At 72.3% G+C, this 14414-nt stretch carries 13 protein-coding genes and 1 pseudogene; 9 read left to right on the forward strand and 5 right to left on the reverse strand.

The annotated features are described in order from the left end of the window. The first annotated feature begins 698 nt into the window (after nt 1-698). Entirely contained in the window at nt 699-2345 is a 1647-nt protein-coding gene (locus ACZ7DE_RS25545; protein ID WP_470765003.1) for a glycoside hydrolase family 13 protein, read from the forward strand. 91 nt (nt 2346-2436) lie between these two features. Here the strand turns inward: ACZ7DE_RS25545 and ACZ7DE_RS25550 are convergent, their stop codons facing one another. Next, nucleotides 2437-3162 carry a DUF4142 domain-containing protein gene (locus ACZ7DE_RS25550; protein WP_470765509.1) on the reverse strand — a complete coding sequence of 242 codons (726 nt, stop codon included), beginning with the start codon at nt 3160-3162 and terminating at the stop codon, nt 2437-2439. A 216-nt stretch (nt 3163-3378) separates the two neighbouring features. Between ACZ7DE_RS25550 and ACZ7DE_RS25555 the strand changes: the two are divergent. Further along, a pseudogene (locus ACZ7DE_RS25555) lies at nt 3379-3862 on the forward strand (O-methyltransferase). A 15-nt stretch (nt 3863-3877) separates the two neighbouring features. Continuing rightward, a complete protein-coding gene (locus tag ACZ7DE_RS25560; protein WP_470765004.1) occupies nt 3878-4591 on the forward strand; it encodes an MOSC domain-containing protein in 714 nt (237 codons plus the stop codon). Nucleotides 4592-4621: 30 nt separating this feature from the next. Here ACZ7DE_RS25560 and ACZ7DE_RS25565 read toward each other — a convergent pair whose 3' ends face one another. Then, a complete protein-coding gene (locus ACZ7DE_RS25565) occupies nt 4622-4885 on the reverse strand; it encodes a hypothetical protein (protein ID WP_470765005.1) in 264 nt (87 codons plus the stop codon). A gap of 243 nt (nt 4886-5128) precedes the next feature. Between ACZ7DE_RS25565 and ACZ7DE_RS25570 the strand changes: the two genes are divergently transcribed. Then, the gene (locus ACZ7DE_RS25570) at nt 5129-5833 is read left to right on the forward strand and encodes a DUF6445 family protein (RefSeq protein ID WP_470765007.1); all 705 of its coding nucleotides are present in this window, start codon (nt 5129-5131) and stop codon (nt 5831-5833) included. 24 nt (nt 5834-5857) lie between these two features. Here the strand turns inward: ACZ7DE_RS25570 and ACZ7DE_RS25575 are convergent, their stop codons facing one another. After that, nucleotides 5858-6388: an FxLYD domain-containing protein gene (locus tag ACZ7DE_RS25575; protein ID WP_470765008.1), complete on the reverse strand. Its 531-nt coding sequence runs from the start codon at nt 6386-6388 to the stop codon at nt 5858-5860. Between the two features lie 243 nt (nt 6389-6631). Between ACZ7DE_RS25575 and ACZ7DE_RS25580 the strand changes: the two genes are divergently transcribed. Then, a complete protein-coding gene (locus tag ACZ7DE_RS25580) occupies nt 6632-7129 on the forward strand; it encodes a DUF7144 family membrane protein (RefSeq protein WP_470765009.1) in 498 nt (165 codons plus the stop codon). Nucleotides 7130-7199: 70 nt separating this feature from the next. Further along, on the forward strand, nt 7200-7763 hold the full coding sequence (locus ACZ7DE_RS25585) for a hypothetical protein (protein ID WP_470765011.1): 564 nt from the start codon (nt 7200-7202) through the stop codon (nt 7761-7763). On the opposite strand, the gene ACZ7DE_RS25590 is transcribed toward ACZ7DE_RS25585, so the two are convergent. After that, on the reverse strand, nt 7682-8512 hold the full coding sequence (locus ACZ7DE_RS25590) for a M23 family metallopeptidase (protein ID WP_470765013.1): 831 nt from the start codon (nt 8510-8512) through the stop codon (nt 7682-7684). The two genes, ACZ7DE_RS25585 and ACZ7DE_RS25590, sit on opposite strands and share 82 nt — an antisense overlap. 62 nt (nt 8513-8574) lie before the next feature. Beyond that, nucleotides 8575-9525, reverse strand: coding sequence for a glycoside hydrolase family 26 protein (locus tag ACZ7DE_RS25595; protein ID WP_470765015.1), 951 nt, complete (start codon nt 9523-9525; stop codon nt 8575-8577). Nucleotides 9526-9949: 424 nt separating this feature from the next. Between ACZ7DE_RS25595 and ACZ7DE_RS25600 the strand changes: the two genes are divergently transcribed. From ACZ7DE_RS25600 to ACZ7DE_RS25610, 3 genes are all read left to right on the forward strand, one after another. Further along, nucleotides 9950-10852, forward strand: coding sequence for a hypothetical protein (locus tag ACZ7DE_RS25600; RefSeq protein ID WP_470765017.1), 903 nt, complete (start codon nt 9950-9952; stop codon nt 10850-10852). Nucleotides 10853-11037: 185 nt separating this feature from the next. Beyond that, nucleotides 11038-12741 carry a lysyl oxidase family protein gene (locus ACZ7DE_RS25605; RefSeq protein WP_470765019.1) on the forward strand — a complete coding sequence of 568 codons (1704 nt, stop codon included), beginning with the start codon at nt 11038-11040 and terminating at the stop codon, nt 12739-12741. 274 nt (nt 12742-13015) lie between these two features. Further along, nucleotides 13016-14407: an LCP family protein gene (locus ACZ7DE_RS25610; RefSeq protein ID WP_470765021.1), complete on the forward strand. Its 1392-nt coding sequence runs from the start codon at nt 13016-13018 to the stop codon at nt 14405-14407. Nucleotides 14408-14414 lie beyond the last annotated feature (7 nt).

Below are 14414 nucleotides of genomic sequence, written 5' to 3' on the forward strand. Positions count from 1 at the left end.
GCGGCCCGCCCGCCGCCTGCTGTCAGCGGCCGCTCGTCGTCGGCTGGCCTCCGCCTCCCGCCGCCTGCCGCCCGCAGCAGGCCGCCCGGCTTCCGCCGCCCGCCGCCCGCAGCAGGCCGCCCGGCTTCCGCCGCCCGCCGCCCGCAGCAGGCCGCCCGGCCTCCGCCTCCCGCCGCCCGCAGCAGGCCGCCCGGCTTCCGCCGCCCGCTCTCAGCGGCCCGCCCGCCGCCGACCGCCTGCTGTCGGCCGCCCCGCAGCAGGCCGCCTGGCCTCCGACGCCCACCGTCGGCTGCTCGCCGCCCGCCACCCGCCGCCTGCTGTCAGCGGCCGCTCGTCGTCGGCTGGCCTCCGCCTCCCGCCGCCTGCTGCCCGCAGCAGGCCGCCCGGCCTCCGCCGCCCGCCGCCTGCCGCCCGCAGCAGGCCGCCCGGCTTCCGCCGCCCGCTGTCAGCGGCCCGCCCGCCGCCGACCGCCTGCTGTCGGCCGCCCCGCAGCAGGCCGCCCGGCCTCCGCCTCCCGCCGCCTGCTGCCGCCCGCATGCCTCCCTCCGCTGCGCCCGCGGCGTCTGGTGCGTGTCGTCGGGGGCGTTGTCGCGTGGGCCGTGGGGTTGTGCTGTCGGCTTCGGTGCGGAGTGTGGGGAATGTTTTGTTTCGTACGGACGGATGTTCACTTTCCCGGCAACCTGGACAGAATTGCATGCGTGACCGACTTCTCCTCCCACCGCCCCGACTGGTGGCGCCAGGCCGTCGTCTACCAGGTCTATCCGCGCAGTTTCGCCGACGCCGACGGTGACGGACTCGGAGACCTGCGGGGCGTCGTCGAGCGGCTGCCCCATCTGGCCGCCCTCGGCGTGGACGCCCTCTGGCTCTCCCCCTTCTACCCCTCGGAGCTGGCCGACGGCGGCTACGACGTCGCCGACCACCGGGACGTGGACCCGCGGCTCGGTGACCTGGCCGACTTCGACGGGCTGGTCGCGGAGGCGCACCGCCTCGGTCTGAAGGTGATCGTCGACCTGGTTCCGAACCACACCTCCCACCAGCACGAATGGTTCCAGGAGGCGCTGGCCGCCGGCCCCGGCTCCGCCGCCCGCGAGCGCTACGTCTTCCGGGACGGGCGCGGTCCGGGCGGCGCGCTCGCGCCCACCGACTGGCAGTCGGTGTTCGGCGGCAGCGCCTGGGAGCGCGTCCCGGACGGCCAGTGGTACCTCCACCTCTTCGCCCGCGAGCAGCCGGACCTCAACTGGGACCACGAGGAGGTCCGGGAGGACTTCCGCGCCACCCTCCGCTTCTGGTCCGACCGGGGCGTCGACGGCTTCCGCGTCGACGTGGCCCACGCCCTCGCCAAGGACCTCGCGGAGCCCCTTCGGGACCTGGGCACACCGGAAGTCGCCGGCGAGGCGGCCCTCGCCCACCTGCCGCCGGGCAGCCACCCCTTCTACGACCGCGACGAGGTCCACGAGATCTACCGGGACTGGCGCCGCGTCCTGGACTCCTACACCCCGCCCCGCACGGCCGTCGCCGAGGCCTGGGTGCCGGGCGCGCGCCGCGCACTGTACGCCCGCCCGGACGAACTCCACCAGGCCTTCAACTTCGAGTACCTTCAGGCGAGTTGGGATGCGGAGGAGATCCGTTCGGTCATCTCCGGCTCGCTGGCCGCCGCCCGGGCCGTCGGGGCCTCGGCCACCTGGGTCCTGTCCAACCACGACGTCGTGCGCCACACCTGCCGTCTCATGCTCCCGCCGGGCACGGACGACAACGCCTGGCTTCTGTCCGGCGGCCACGCCCCGCGCGTCGACGAGCGGGCCGGCCTGCGCCGGGCCCGCGCGGCGACGCTGCTGATGCTGGCGCTGCCCGGATCGTCGTACCTCTACCAGGGCGAGGAGCTGGGCCTGCCCGAGGTGGCCGACCTGCCCGTGGAGGTCCTCCAGGACCCGCTGTGGGAGCAGACCGGCCGTGTCCGCAAGGGCCGCGACGGCTGCCGGGTGCCGTTGCCGTGGGCGACGACGGGCCCGTCGTACGGCTTCGGCGCGGTCGGCGCGTGGCTGCCGCAGCCGCCGTACTTCGCGCGGTACGCCGTGGAGGCGCAGGACGGCGTGGCCGGCTCCACCCTGGAGCTCTACCGCACGGCCCTGCGCCTGCGCCGCAAGCTGCTGGAGGGCGAGGAGCTCACCTGGGCGCAGGAGAGCCCGCCGGGCGTGCTGTCCTTCGCCCGCTGCGACGGCTGGCGGTGCGTGACCAACCTGTCGGACGAGCCCGTGCCGTTGCCGCCGGGCGAGGTGCTGCTGAGCAGCACGCCCCTGCCCGGCGACGGCCGACTGGGCCCGGACACGACGGTCTGGCTGGCCTAGACGCCTCGGCCGGGCCCACCCGGGCGCGGCCGGGACGCCACGGGGGGCGCGGCCGGGACGCCGCGGCGGCGCGTACCGGCCGTCGGGCCGACTACTGGCCGTTGCCCGCCACGACGCCGCCGATGTCCACCGGGGTGGAGGTGGCGTTCGGGGGCGGGGTCAGGACGATCAGCGGCTGACCGGCGGGCGGGACCGGCGGGGTCATGTCCGACTTGGGTAGCTTCGGCGGGGTGGTCTGGGTGAACAGCGTGGTGTCGAAGTCGACCAGGCCGGTCTTCTCCATCACCGTGATGTGGTCCAGGACGGTGTTGTTGGCCTGGTCGGCCAGGGCGCGCACCAGCGTGTTCTTCGTCGTCGAGCGGACCTTCGCCACGGTGTTGAAGATCGAGCCGTGCGTCATGCGCAGGATGTTGGCGAAGTCGACGTCGAACTGCTTGCCCTGGTCCGCCTTGAGGGTGTTGACGAAGCCCTCCTGCTGCGGACTGGCCACGTTGGGGATCGTGATGTTCAGCATCGGCGCGATCTTGCGGCAGGTCTCGTCCAGCGCCGCGTGCCCGTCGATCAGGTGCTGGCTGGCGGTGAGAACGCCCTTGCTCTGCCCCTTCTGCAGCCCGATCTGCCCGACCGGGTACTCCCACAGACCGGCCGCCCGCACCGCCACCACGAAGGCGCGGTCGCTCTCGGTCAGGGGGCCCCACTGGGTGTTGGCGATGATCCGGTCGCCCGAGGTCGACACGGTGTCAAGTCCGAGCATCGATGGGTAGGCGAGGGCGCTGAGTGTCAGAGTCAGCGCACCGCCGACGAACAGGGTTCCCATCATGTTTCGCGAAACTGGCACCGTGCCTCCTGCCCGGTCGGGGATTCCGCCGATGTGTCGATGTGCCGTGCCCGTGGGGGCGGACACCCAGGGATACGGGCACGAGGCCGATCCGACTCACCGGTAGCCGGGAAAAGTTGATGGACGGCAATCCGGAGCCCAGGTGAGTTCCCACAAGGAACTCACTGAACGCCGTGCCGGGCAGCGAAGGGAACCGTGGTGCAGCAGACCTGGACCGCCGTCGACGACTACTTCAACGGTTTGCTGGTGGAGGAGGGCGAAGCCCTCCGGGCGGCCGGCCGCGGCAGCGAGGCCGCCGCCCTGCCACCTCACCAAGTAGCGCCCAGTCAGGGCAAGTTGCTGCACCTGATCGCTCGTATGCGGGGCGCCCGCAGGATCCTGGAGATCGGCGCCCTCGGCGGCTGCAGCACCCCGTGGCTCGCCCGCGCCCTGCGCGAGGGCGGCCGCCTGGTGACCCTGGAGGCGGACGAGCGGCACGTGCAGGTGGCGGTGGCGACGTCGGCGACCACGTGGTGCGCGAGGGCGCGGTGACGGACGCCGGCAGCACCGACCCGCGCGTCCAGGGCGTCCGCCGCTTCACCGAACTCGTCGCGGAACAGCCCGGGTTGACGGCCACTGCGGTGCAGACGTCGGCGAGAAGGGGTACGACGGCTTCGTGCCGGCGTTGGTGACGGACTGACGAGGAGGCCTCGGGATGACGGTCGCGAGACTGAGCGGGATCACCTACTACCCGGTGAAGGGATGCGCGGGGACGGCGCTGAAGGAGGCGACGCTGACCGGTGCCGGTCTGCCGGACGACCGCACATACGCGATCGCCGACGACAAGGGCGACCTGCGCTGGCAGTGGGGCGACCCCGGCCTGGCCCTGATCACCCCCGAGCTGACCGGGGGCGAACTGACCCTGCGGGCGCCGGGCCGGGACCCGGTGCGGGCGGACGGCGCGGACGTGCACGCCTGGCTGACGGACGTCCTGGGCGCCCCGAGCACCCTGGTGCGCGTCCCGGCGGGCAACCACGGTCGTCTGCACGTCGTCTCCCGGGCCAGTCTGGACGCCCTGAACCACCGGCTCGCCGCCCGGGGATCCGCCCCGCTGCCGATGAACCGCTTCCGCCCCAACCTGGTGGTGGACGGCTGGGACGCCCCGCACACCGAGGACGGCGCCGCCCGTCTCGCCGTCGCCGGCACGGAACTGGCCTTCAGCGAGGAGACGATCCGCTGCGCCATCACGATGGTCGACCAGCACACCGGCCGCCGCTCGGGTCCGGAGCCCCTGCGCACCCTCGCGGAGTACCGCCGGGCGGACGGCGGCGGTGTCGCCTTCGGCGCGTACTTCGAGGTGCGGCGGCCGGGGAGGGTGTCGGTCGGGGACGAGGTGGCGGTGATCTCCGCGACGGCCGCGGGGCCGTGAGCGAGCCGGCCGGGGGTCGCCATGTGCCCGCTATATGCCCTCGATCCGCTTCACGCCCTCCGCGCGCGCCATGGCCTCGACCGCCTTCACCTGGCGGCGGGCCTGGAGGGCGCGGCGGATGGTGTGCACGCGCACCGCGGTGAACACGGCGACGGCGGTGCCGAGGGCGGCCCCGATCCACTCCTGGTCCCGGACGGCCGCATAGAAGAGGAGGGCGCTGAAGGGGACGCCGACGACGGCGAGCAGGGGCTCGCGCACCCAGAACGGGAGGACGCGGATGACGAGACCGATCATCCGGTCACTTCAGCAGGAGCGGCGTGTACATGCTGTGATGGAGGCCACAATTCCGGGAGTTTCCGTGCGCATGGAGTGAAGCAAGTGAGCGCCGACGCCGAGGGCGGCAGAGGGGGCGGGTGACATGGGAGCTCCTCGGTTGGCGAACCGTTGACCAACCCCGGTGAAAGGTTGACCAGTTCACGGCGGAGTGCGGACGAACGGCAGGGCGAGCCATGAGGAACCCCCGCCTAGATTCTCTGCATGTCCATGCCGCTGCGGCCCCACCAGCCCGCGAGGGCTGCCGCCACGCTCCCCGTCCTGCCCTACCGCAAGCCCACCAAGGGCCGCGACTACTGGGTGATCGACGACGTCTTCCCCGAGGCCGACGCCGCGGCGATACGCGAGCGCTGTCTCGCCCGCGACGACTGGGTCAGGGGCCACCCGTACACCTCGGAGAGCTGGCCCGGACTGCGCACCATGCCGGGGCTGGAGCCGGGTGAACTCGCGCGTGTGGAAGGGCTGGTGCGGAAGACGACGGGCGCGCGGAAGCTGTGGGTGCAGCAGGCGCCCGGCGGCGGCACCCTCAACCACAACTGTGTCCAGGTGGTGGGGGAGGGCGAGAGCTCGCCCCGCCCGCACTCCGACTCGCGTGCACTGTGCCGGTACGCGGCCGTGCTCTACCTCAACCCCGACGTCCCCAAGGACTGCGGGACCAGCTTCTACCGGCAGTCCCTGCCCGGCGGCCGGCTCGGCGGCAACGTCGTCCAGGCCCCGCACGACAACCTCGTCGAGGCCCTCGGCACCCGGTTCGTCGCACCGGACGCCTTCGTGGAGGACGTACGCGTGCCCCACAGGCACAACCGCCTGCTCCTCTACAACGCCAACCTCGTGCACAGCGCGACCGATTACTGCGGCGCGACGCTGGAGGAGAAGCGGATGACGGCCGTCTTCTTCTGGATGGCCTGACCCGGCCGCTCGGCGCGGTCCGGCTCAGTACCGCACCGCCCGGGCCGTCTGCGCCTTCACCTCGCCGGACAGCTCGCGGTTGCTGCGGGCGGTGGCCGTGCCGGTCTTGCCGGCCGGGACGTCGGAGACGGTGACGAGGACCGTGTCGAGCCGGTTGCCGTCCGGGTCCTCGAAGTCGACCTGGACGGCGAACGACTTCGTCGAGTCCGCGCTGTTGGTCACCGTGACCACGACCGTGCTGCGGTCACCGGCCGTGCCGGGCGCGCCGAGCTCCACGTCGTCCCGGGCGTCCACGCCGCCCTTGATCTCGTCGAACCGGCGGTCCACCTCCGCCGTCGCCGACTCGTACGCCTCCGACGCCTCCGAAGCGAGCGAGGACGCCGCCGCGGTGGCCTCCGCGCCGACCGACTTCGCCGCGGAGGCGGCCTTGCTGGCCACCGAGGAAGGGCTGTCGTCGTCGGAGCAGCCGGTGAGAGCGGCGAGCCCGACGAGCGCCGTCGCGCAGGCCGCCGTCAGCGGCACGCCCCTTCGCCGGCGTGTGCGGTGAGCTGCCATCTCGCCTCCAGGTCGCCTACCGGGCCCGAACGGGGACCGGATCTCCAGTGAAGGGCGGGACGGCCCGGCCCGCATGCCGGGTCACCCGAACGGCACACCCCCGTGGTGGCGGCACCCGGCCGGACGGATGGTCGACACAGGACAGCTGGACAGAAACAGCTGGACAGAACAGCCGAGCGGACCTGCTGGACAGCAGGTCCGTACGGCAGCCGCCGAGAAGAGTCCGAAGAGACGGGGTACGCCATGAGCGACCAGTCGCACGCACAGCCGTCGCAGGGGTCCCCGGTCTGGGACCCGTCCCACCAGGGCACCGGCACACCCGGGCGGCCCTCGACCTCGTCGGGAGGCGGCGGGCTGGCCGCCGGCGGAGTCGTCTTCGCGGGCGTGCTCATGTTCGTGAGCGGTGTCCTCGCCGCCTTCCAGGGCATCGCGGCGATCGCAGAGGACGACGTGTACGCCCGGATCGGCAGCTACGTCTACGAGATGAACCTCACCGGCTGGGGCTGGGTCCTGCTGGTCGTGGGCGTGGTCGCCGCGGCGACCGGCTGGGGGTTGCTCACGGGCGCCGTGTGGGCCCGGGTCAGCGGTATCGCGCTGGCCTCCCTGAGCCTGGTCCTGCAGTTCCTGTTCCTGCCCTACGCGCCGTTCTGGGCGGTCATCCAGATCGCCATCGACGTCTTCGTGATCTGGGCGCTGGCGGTCTACGAGCCCGCCGCGTCGCCCCAGCAGAAGAAGGCGTAACCGCCCGTCCGGTCCCCCGGACCGGCGGCGGCCCGGTCCGGCACGGCCGGTGAGTCCGTAACCTGAAGCGGTGCTCATCGAGTGGGAACTGACCGGCCACGGCTCGGCGGAGTGCCGTCTGTCGGCCGGGGGCCGGCGGCGGGAGCTGTCCTTCGGCCACCTCACCGACGCGCTGGCCGACCTGGTGGCGGGCGCCGCCGCCCTCTACGGCCCGTTCCGCGAGACCCGGTTCTTCTTCGACGCCGAACCGGCCGAACTGCGCTGGGTGTTGCGCCCCTCCACCGGCCACGGAGCCGAGGTCACCGTGTACCGCTTCCCGGACGTCGGGGTGAGCCCCGATCTGCCCGACGGCGAGGGCACGGTGATCTGGCGGTCCGAGCAGCCCCGTTCGGTGTTCGCCCTCGCCGTGCTGACCGCGGCGTCGGCCGTTCTCGCGGAGCACGGCGAGGACGGCTACCGCGAGCGGTGGGCGGCGCACGCCTTCCCGGTGGCCCTGGTCCAGGACCTGCGCCGCCTGCACCGGCGTCACGACGCCTGCGAACCGGCCCGCGGTCAGGACCTCGCGGGCTCTCCCGCCACCTGCACCGCCTTCCGGCGCAGCCACGGCAGGGGCGGCACCGAGGACCCGGCGTAGGGGGTGATCCGCACCTCGAAGTGCAGGTGGGGCCCGGTGACGTTGCCGGACGCGCCGGAGAGCCCGATGCGCTGGCCGGCCGCCACCCGCTGGCCCCTGCGCACGTCGATGCGGGACAGGTGGGCGTACTGGGTGAAGTAGCCGTCACGGTGGCGGACCAGAACCTGGTTCCCGAAGCCGTCGCCGCAGGTCGTGATGCGGACGACGCCGGAGCCGACGGCGTACACGGGGGTGCCGGAGCCCACCGCGAAGTCCTGGCCCGTGTGCCGGTGGGCCCATCGGGAGCCCTTGGCGGCGTAGCCGGCGGAGAGCCAGTAGTGGCGGGTCGGGGCCGTCCAGTGGCGGGCGCGGTGCACGGGCCGGCGGGCGCGGTGCACGGGCCGGCGGCTGCGGTCCCCGAACCGGCAGTGGCCCTCCCGGCCGGCCGGATCGACGGCGACCGGGTCGCCGGTGTCCCTCGCCCCGGCCCGCAGCCGGTCCCACAACCCGGAGCGGACTGCCTTGCGGTGGCGTTCCGCCTCTTCGATCGCGTTGGGGCGGGCGTCGACCTCCCGGAGCCGGTCGACCCGCTCGCGCGCCTTCTCGTGCGCGCGGACGGCCCGGGCGGCCTCCTTGCGGATCCCGTCGCTCCCGGCGCCGGCGGGCACGGCGGCGAGGGCGAGCAGGAGGAGGGCGAGGAGGGCCGTCCCGGTCGCGGCGCGGGGGCGCGTCCGTGTTCGCGGGAGGCGCGCGTGGTGTTCTCGTCCCATCTTGGGATCATCGGACCGGTCGCCCGCCGGGGCGCGAAGCCCGGCCGGACACCACGGCCGGTTCAGTCGAACGGCTCAGTGACCAGGGCGCGGTAGAGGGCGGAGGACCGCGGATTGGCGGAGCAGCGCCACACGCCGTGCGGACAGTAGTCGCTGATGGTCTGGTACAGCGGCCGGTGCTTCGCGAACCAGGTGAGCATGCCTCGTACGTAGCGCGGGTTGTCGCCGTTGCGGAACAGCCCCCACTCGGGATACGAGACCGGCTTGCCGTGCGCCCGCGCGAACCGCACGTGCGCGGCGAGACCGTACGGCTCGGCGACCTGCTGGTCGAAGGGCATGCCCTGGGGCTGGTCGTAGGCGTCCATGCCGACGATGTCGACGTACCGGTCGCCGGGATAGCAGCTGGTCCAGGGGACGGCGTCCCGCCCCCGGTTCGGTGCGAACTCGAACCGGAACCGCTGCCCGTCCACGTCCCGCATGGCCTGCACGATCCGTACCCAGTACGCCTTCCAGGCCGCCGGGTCGGGCCCGCACCGATGGGTGTAGGTGATCCCGTTCATCTCCCACCCGACCACGAGCACGGTGTCCGGCACCCCGAGCCTGACCAGCCGCCGGGCCAGTCTCCGGAAATGGCCGTCGTACGCGCCGTGCGCGCCCTTGCGCAGTTCGTCCCGTACGACGGAGTCGGGCAGATGTGCCTCCGCACGGTCCAGCATCGGCACGTTGAGCACGAACAGCCGGTCGGGCCGGGCCTTCCGCCACCTGGCCCAGTGCTCGAGGTCGCCGGCCGCGCCCTCGATGTATCCCCACTGGGCTCCCTTCAGATAGGCGTGCCCGACCCGCGGGGTGGCCGGTCCCAGCCACTTGTCGATCTCCGCGATCCGCCGGATCCCTTCGGGGCCGTACCCGACGTAGGCCCCGAAGGGCCCGAGCGGCGCCGGACTGGGGGGCTTTCCTTCGGAGACGTCGGAGACGCCGGAGTCGCCGGTCCGCGCCCGCTCCCCGGCGGGCACACAGGCCGGCCCGGCGAGGAGGACGAGCGCGGCGAGAAGAGGCGCCAGAGCGGAACGAGGCGGCCGGAAACGGCACCGCACCCCTGGCCTCAACAGAGCACGAAGAGGACGAAACAGTGGCAGAAGCATCGGCACATGATGACGGTCCGTGCCCGTCCGCACACGGGAATCGCCGCCGAACCATCCGGAACGGGGTCCAGCTTTTCGCCGAGCCGGCGGGACGGGCACGGGCTGCCCCGGCACCGAGGGCTTGCAGGGCGGCGCCGACGGCGACCGGGGCCGGCGCGTCGGCCTGGAGTGCTTCACGGGCTCCGCATTCGCGCCCGCGCCGACCGCAGTCGGTCGGTATGACGCATTCGCCTGTGTACACGTCGGCCGGCACGGCGCGGTCCTAGCATGGGGCCACGCGTCGGCAGGGGGGGATGTGACCGGTTCGTTCGACGAAGAGCTCGCGGCTTTCGCCCAGGAACTCAGCGATCTTCACATCGCGTGCGGTCGTCCCGGTCTCGGGGAGATCGTCAAACGCGCGGAGCCCGACGAACTGACGAAAAGCGGTGTCAGCGATGCGCTGAACGGAAAGCGTCTGCCCAAGCGGGAACCTCTGATCGCCCTGGTCCGCGTCCTGATCGCCGTCGGCGACGGCCGCGAGGTTCGGCAGGTCGGCCGGGACGACCCGCGGCTGAACACGTGGGCCGAGGAGTGGACCCGCCTGGCGCGGCTGCAGGAACGCAGCCGACGCAGCCCGCAGCCCGCGCACCCGCCGAGGCCGCGCCCGGCGCCCGCGCATCCGCGCGTCGACTTCCAGCTCCCGCCCAAGGACGCCCCCCGGCATGAGCTGGAGGCCGCGAAGGAGGGCCTGAAGGACATCATCGCGGGCCTGGAAGCGCACCAGGAGAAAACGCAGCAGCAATTCCGCGAGCTCCTGGACGAGCGTGCCGAACTGAAAGCGCGTATTCGCGATCTCAGGAAATCACTCAGCGACGAACGCGAGGACAACGCGAGACAGAAACGGCTGCTTGCGGAACTGATGGAGCGGCACGACATGCTGAGCGGCCAGGCGGCCGCACTCCGCCGGCAGCTCAACGACATGACGGCGGAGAAACTGGACCTGGTCAACGAGGAGAAGCAGCTCTTCACCTGGCAGTACCACTCCAACTACGAATGGGGCCGCTTCGAGCAGCGGGAGCGGGAGCGCGTGGAGGCGCAACTGGCCTCCGTGCGCACGGAACTGTCGCAGGAGATCGACCGGCTCAACGGCGCCCTGGCCGACAGCGCGCGACGGCTGGAGGCGGCCGACCGGCTCATCCGCGATCTGCGCACCCCCTGACCTCACCTCACCTCACCCGAAAACCTGTTTTCCTCTTCAACAGGCAACCCGAGAAGGTCCTTTGGGTCTCTCACAGGTTGCTCACAGTTCCGGCTCGGGCGCGTGGGGTGCGTCGGCAAGACGGTCGGGGTGTGGGCTGTCCAGTCCGATGCCACTGACCATGGCACTCGCAGACGAGGAACCCGATGACCAGACAGCACCACCGCAAGGGCCTCAGACGTGCGGCGTTCGCCGCGGGGGCCGCGCTCACCGTCGTCGCCGTCGCCGGGGCCGCTCCCGGCGCCGGTGCGGCCCCGGCGGCCACGGCCGGCAAGCCGCAGCTCAAACTGATCGCGGCGTCGAAGTCCGTGGTCCTCGACCGCTACGAGTGGGAGGGCGGGTTCAGCCTCGACTTCGACCTCGGCACGTACGTCGCCGTCGACAAGGCGCCCCTCGAGTTCAAGGTGACGCGCACGTCGTACAAGGACCGGATCGTCGCCCAGCAGATCCTGCGCGACGGGTCGAGGGTGACGTCGAGGACGCTGCCCGCCGGCACCGTCAAGGACTTCACCGGGCTGCCCGGGTTCCTGGAGGTGTCCGTCAAGGACGCCTCGGGGGCCGAGATCCAGCGCACGACGGGCGCGTTCTGCCCGAACAACGCGTCCGGGCGGCTGCGTCCGGACGCCCCGGCCACCTCCCACTATCCGGAGAGCTGCCCCACCAACCCCTTCACCCTCGGCTCGGTGTGGGGCGTCGAGAAGGGCTGGGCGGCCAACACCACCGCGGTCGACTACGACCGGCAGGTCGACCTGCCCGCGGGCGAGTACACGGCCACGGTGTCGGTCGCGAAGAAGTACCGCGACCTCTTCGGGATGCCGAACGACCGGGCGACCATCAAGGTGACGGTCCGTCAACAGAGTGCGGGAGGAGAGGGCGGAGCCGGGCTGCGGCCGTCGGCGTCCTCGTCCCACTCCGGCCACTCGGCGCACTCCGGCCACTCCGCCGCCGGAGCAGCGGGGGATCACGCCGACCATCACTACGGGCCCCGCGGCGCCGACGCCCCCACGCCCTCGGCGCTCTCCCACGCCCTGGAGGCCCGCGGTCTCGCCCACCACCTGGGCGACGGCGCCGGGCACACCGACGGCTCCCGCATCGCGCCCGCGCTGAAGCCGGCCGCCCAGCGGCCCTCCGGGCGGGCCGGGGTCCCCGCCAACGTGCCCAAGCCGGACCTGCGTTCGCTGCCCGCCTGGGACATCGCCGTCACCGACGGCGAGGACGGCGACGCGCCCGGCAAGGACTACCTCGCCTTCAGCGCCAACGTCTGGAACGCCGGCCCCGCCCCGCTCGTCGTGGACGGCTTCCGCAAGCCCGGCGCGGACCTCATGGACTCGTACCAGTACTTCTACGACGCGGCCGGCAAGCAGATCGGCTACACGCCCGCCGGCACCATGGAGTGGGACCCGCGCATCGGCCACGAGCACTGGCACTTCACGGACTTCGCCAGCTACCACCTGCTGTCCGCGGACCAGAAGGACGTCGTCAAGAGCGGCAAGGAGGCGTTCTGCCTGGCCAACACCGACGCCGTCGACTACACGGTGAAGAACGCCAACTGGCACCCGCACAACACCGACCTGTCGACGGCCTGCGGTCAGCAGAACTCCATCTCCGTGCGCGAGGTCCTCGACGTCGGCTCCGGTGACACGTACACCCAGTATCGTCCCGGTCAGTCCTTCGACATCACGGACCTGCCGAACGGCACCTACTACATCCAGGTCGTCGCCAACCCGGCGAACCGCCTGCAGGAGACCAGCACCAAGAACAACGTCTCGCTGCGCAAGGTCGTCCTGGGCGGCGCCCCGGGCGCCCGCACGGTGTCGGTCCCGCCGGTGGACCTGATCAACGCGCCGTAACCGTCCGCCCCTGACGCCCCCGTGGAGACGACGACCCGCGGGGGCGTCGGCCCGGGCCGGCCCCGTCCGGGCCGGCCCGCGGGCACAACCCTCCGGCGTCCTGGCGAGTCTCCTGAGACATCTGTGCTCTTCGGACGTATTACTGCACGCAGGTAGGGTTCCGACGTTCGGCGGTGACCAGCGCCGACGACCCGAGCACGGTGTACGGGGTGAAACGGCCGAGGCAGAGGGGCGAGCGCCGGTGAGCGGATCGAGAAGGCGTGGACGTTCTCCGGTGGAGGCGGCCGGCAGGGGGAACGGCGGCCGGCGGCCGAGCGGGTCCGGCAGGACGCGGCTGACCCGGCGCGGGCGGATCCTCGCCTGGGGAGCGGGCGTGACCTCCGTGGTCGTCCTGGGCATGGGCGGGGTCGGCGCGTGGATCTACAACGACCTCAACGACAACATCAACTCCGCCGACGTGGACGACAAGCTGGGCACGGACCGGCCGGTGAACCTCAGTCCCGGCTCCAAGAACATCATGATCGTCGGTTCGGACAGCCGCGACGGCGCCAACGCCAAGTACGGCAAGGACCTGACCACCATGCAGTCGGACACGCTGATGGTGCTGCACGTCCCCGCGAACCGGGAGTGGGCCTCGGTGGTCTCCTTCCCACGTGACTCCTGGGTGGAGATAGCCGCGTGCGAGAAGGGGGACGGCAGTACCTCCGCCCCGCACCACTACAAGATCAACGAGGCCTTCGCGATCGGCGGCAGCAAGGGCAAGGTCGCCGAGGCCGCCGCCTGCAGCATCAAGACCGTCGAGGCCAACACGGGGCTGCGCATCGACCACTTCATGTCGGTCGACTTCTCCGGCTTCAAGGGCATGGTCGACGCCCTGGAGGGCATCGAGGTCTGTCCGAAGCAGGCCATCCACTCGGACAAGGCCCGCCTGGACATGGAGCCCGGCTGCCAGACCGTCAAGGGCGAGCAGGCCCTCGGCTATGTCCGGGTGCGCTACGGCGTCGGCGACAACTCCGACATCGGACGCATCGGCCGGCAGCAGGAGTTCATGAACGCGCTGGTCAAAAAGGCCAAGGACAAGCTCACCAGCCCCAAGTCGCTGTACGGCTTTTTGCAGTCCGGCACCAAGTCCCTCACCACGGACCCCGATCTGGCCGGCATCCAGCCGCTCTACGGCCTCGCCGACGAGCTGAAGGGGATCCCCAGCGACCGACTGGGGTTCCTCACGGTGCCCAACTACCCGCGTGAGGCCGACAAGCCCTCCGACCGGGCCAACGTCGTGTGGCAGTACCCGCAGGCCGCGGACCTGTTCACCTCGCTGGCCAAGGACAAGGAGGTGACCAAGGCGCAGTTGGAGGCGTCGAAGAAGAACCTGGTGTACGCCTCCCGGGTGCGCGTCCAGGTCCTCAACGGCACCGGCGTCGGCGGACGGGCCGCGGCCGTCGCCGAGAAGCTGCGCGAGGCCGGCTTCACCGTCGCCGGGACGGGCAACGCGCCCCGGACGGTGGCGAAGACGACCGTCACCTACCCCACGGGGCTGGACAGCCAGGCCGCCGTCCTCGCCTCCCGGCTGCCCGGACTGCGGGCCACGGCGGACGGTTCGGCCGCCGCGGGCGTCGTCACCCTCGTGGTCGGGCCCGAGTTGAAGGTCGAAGACGTCGCCTGATCGTCCG

The sequence above is a fragment of the Streptomyces sp. NPDC037083 genome, assembly GCF_055606485.1.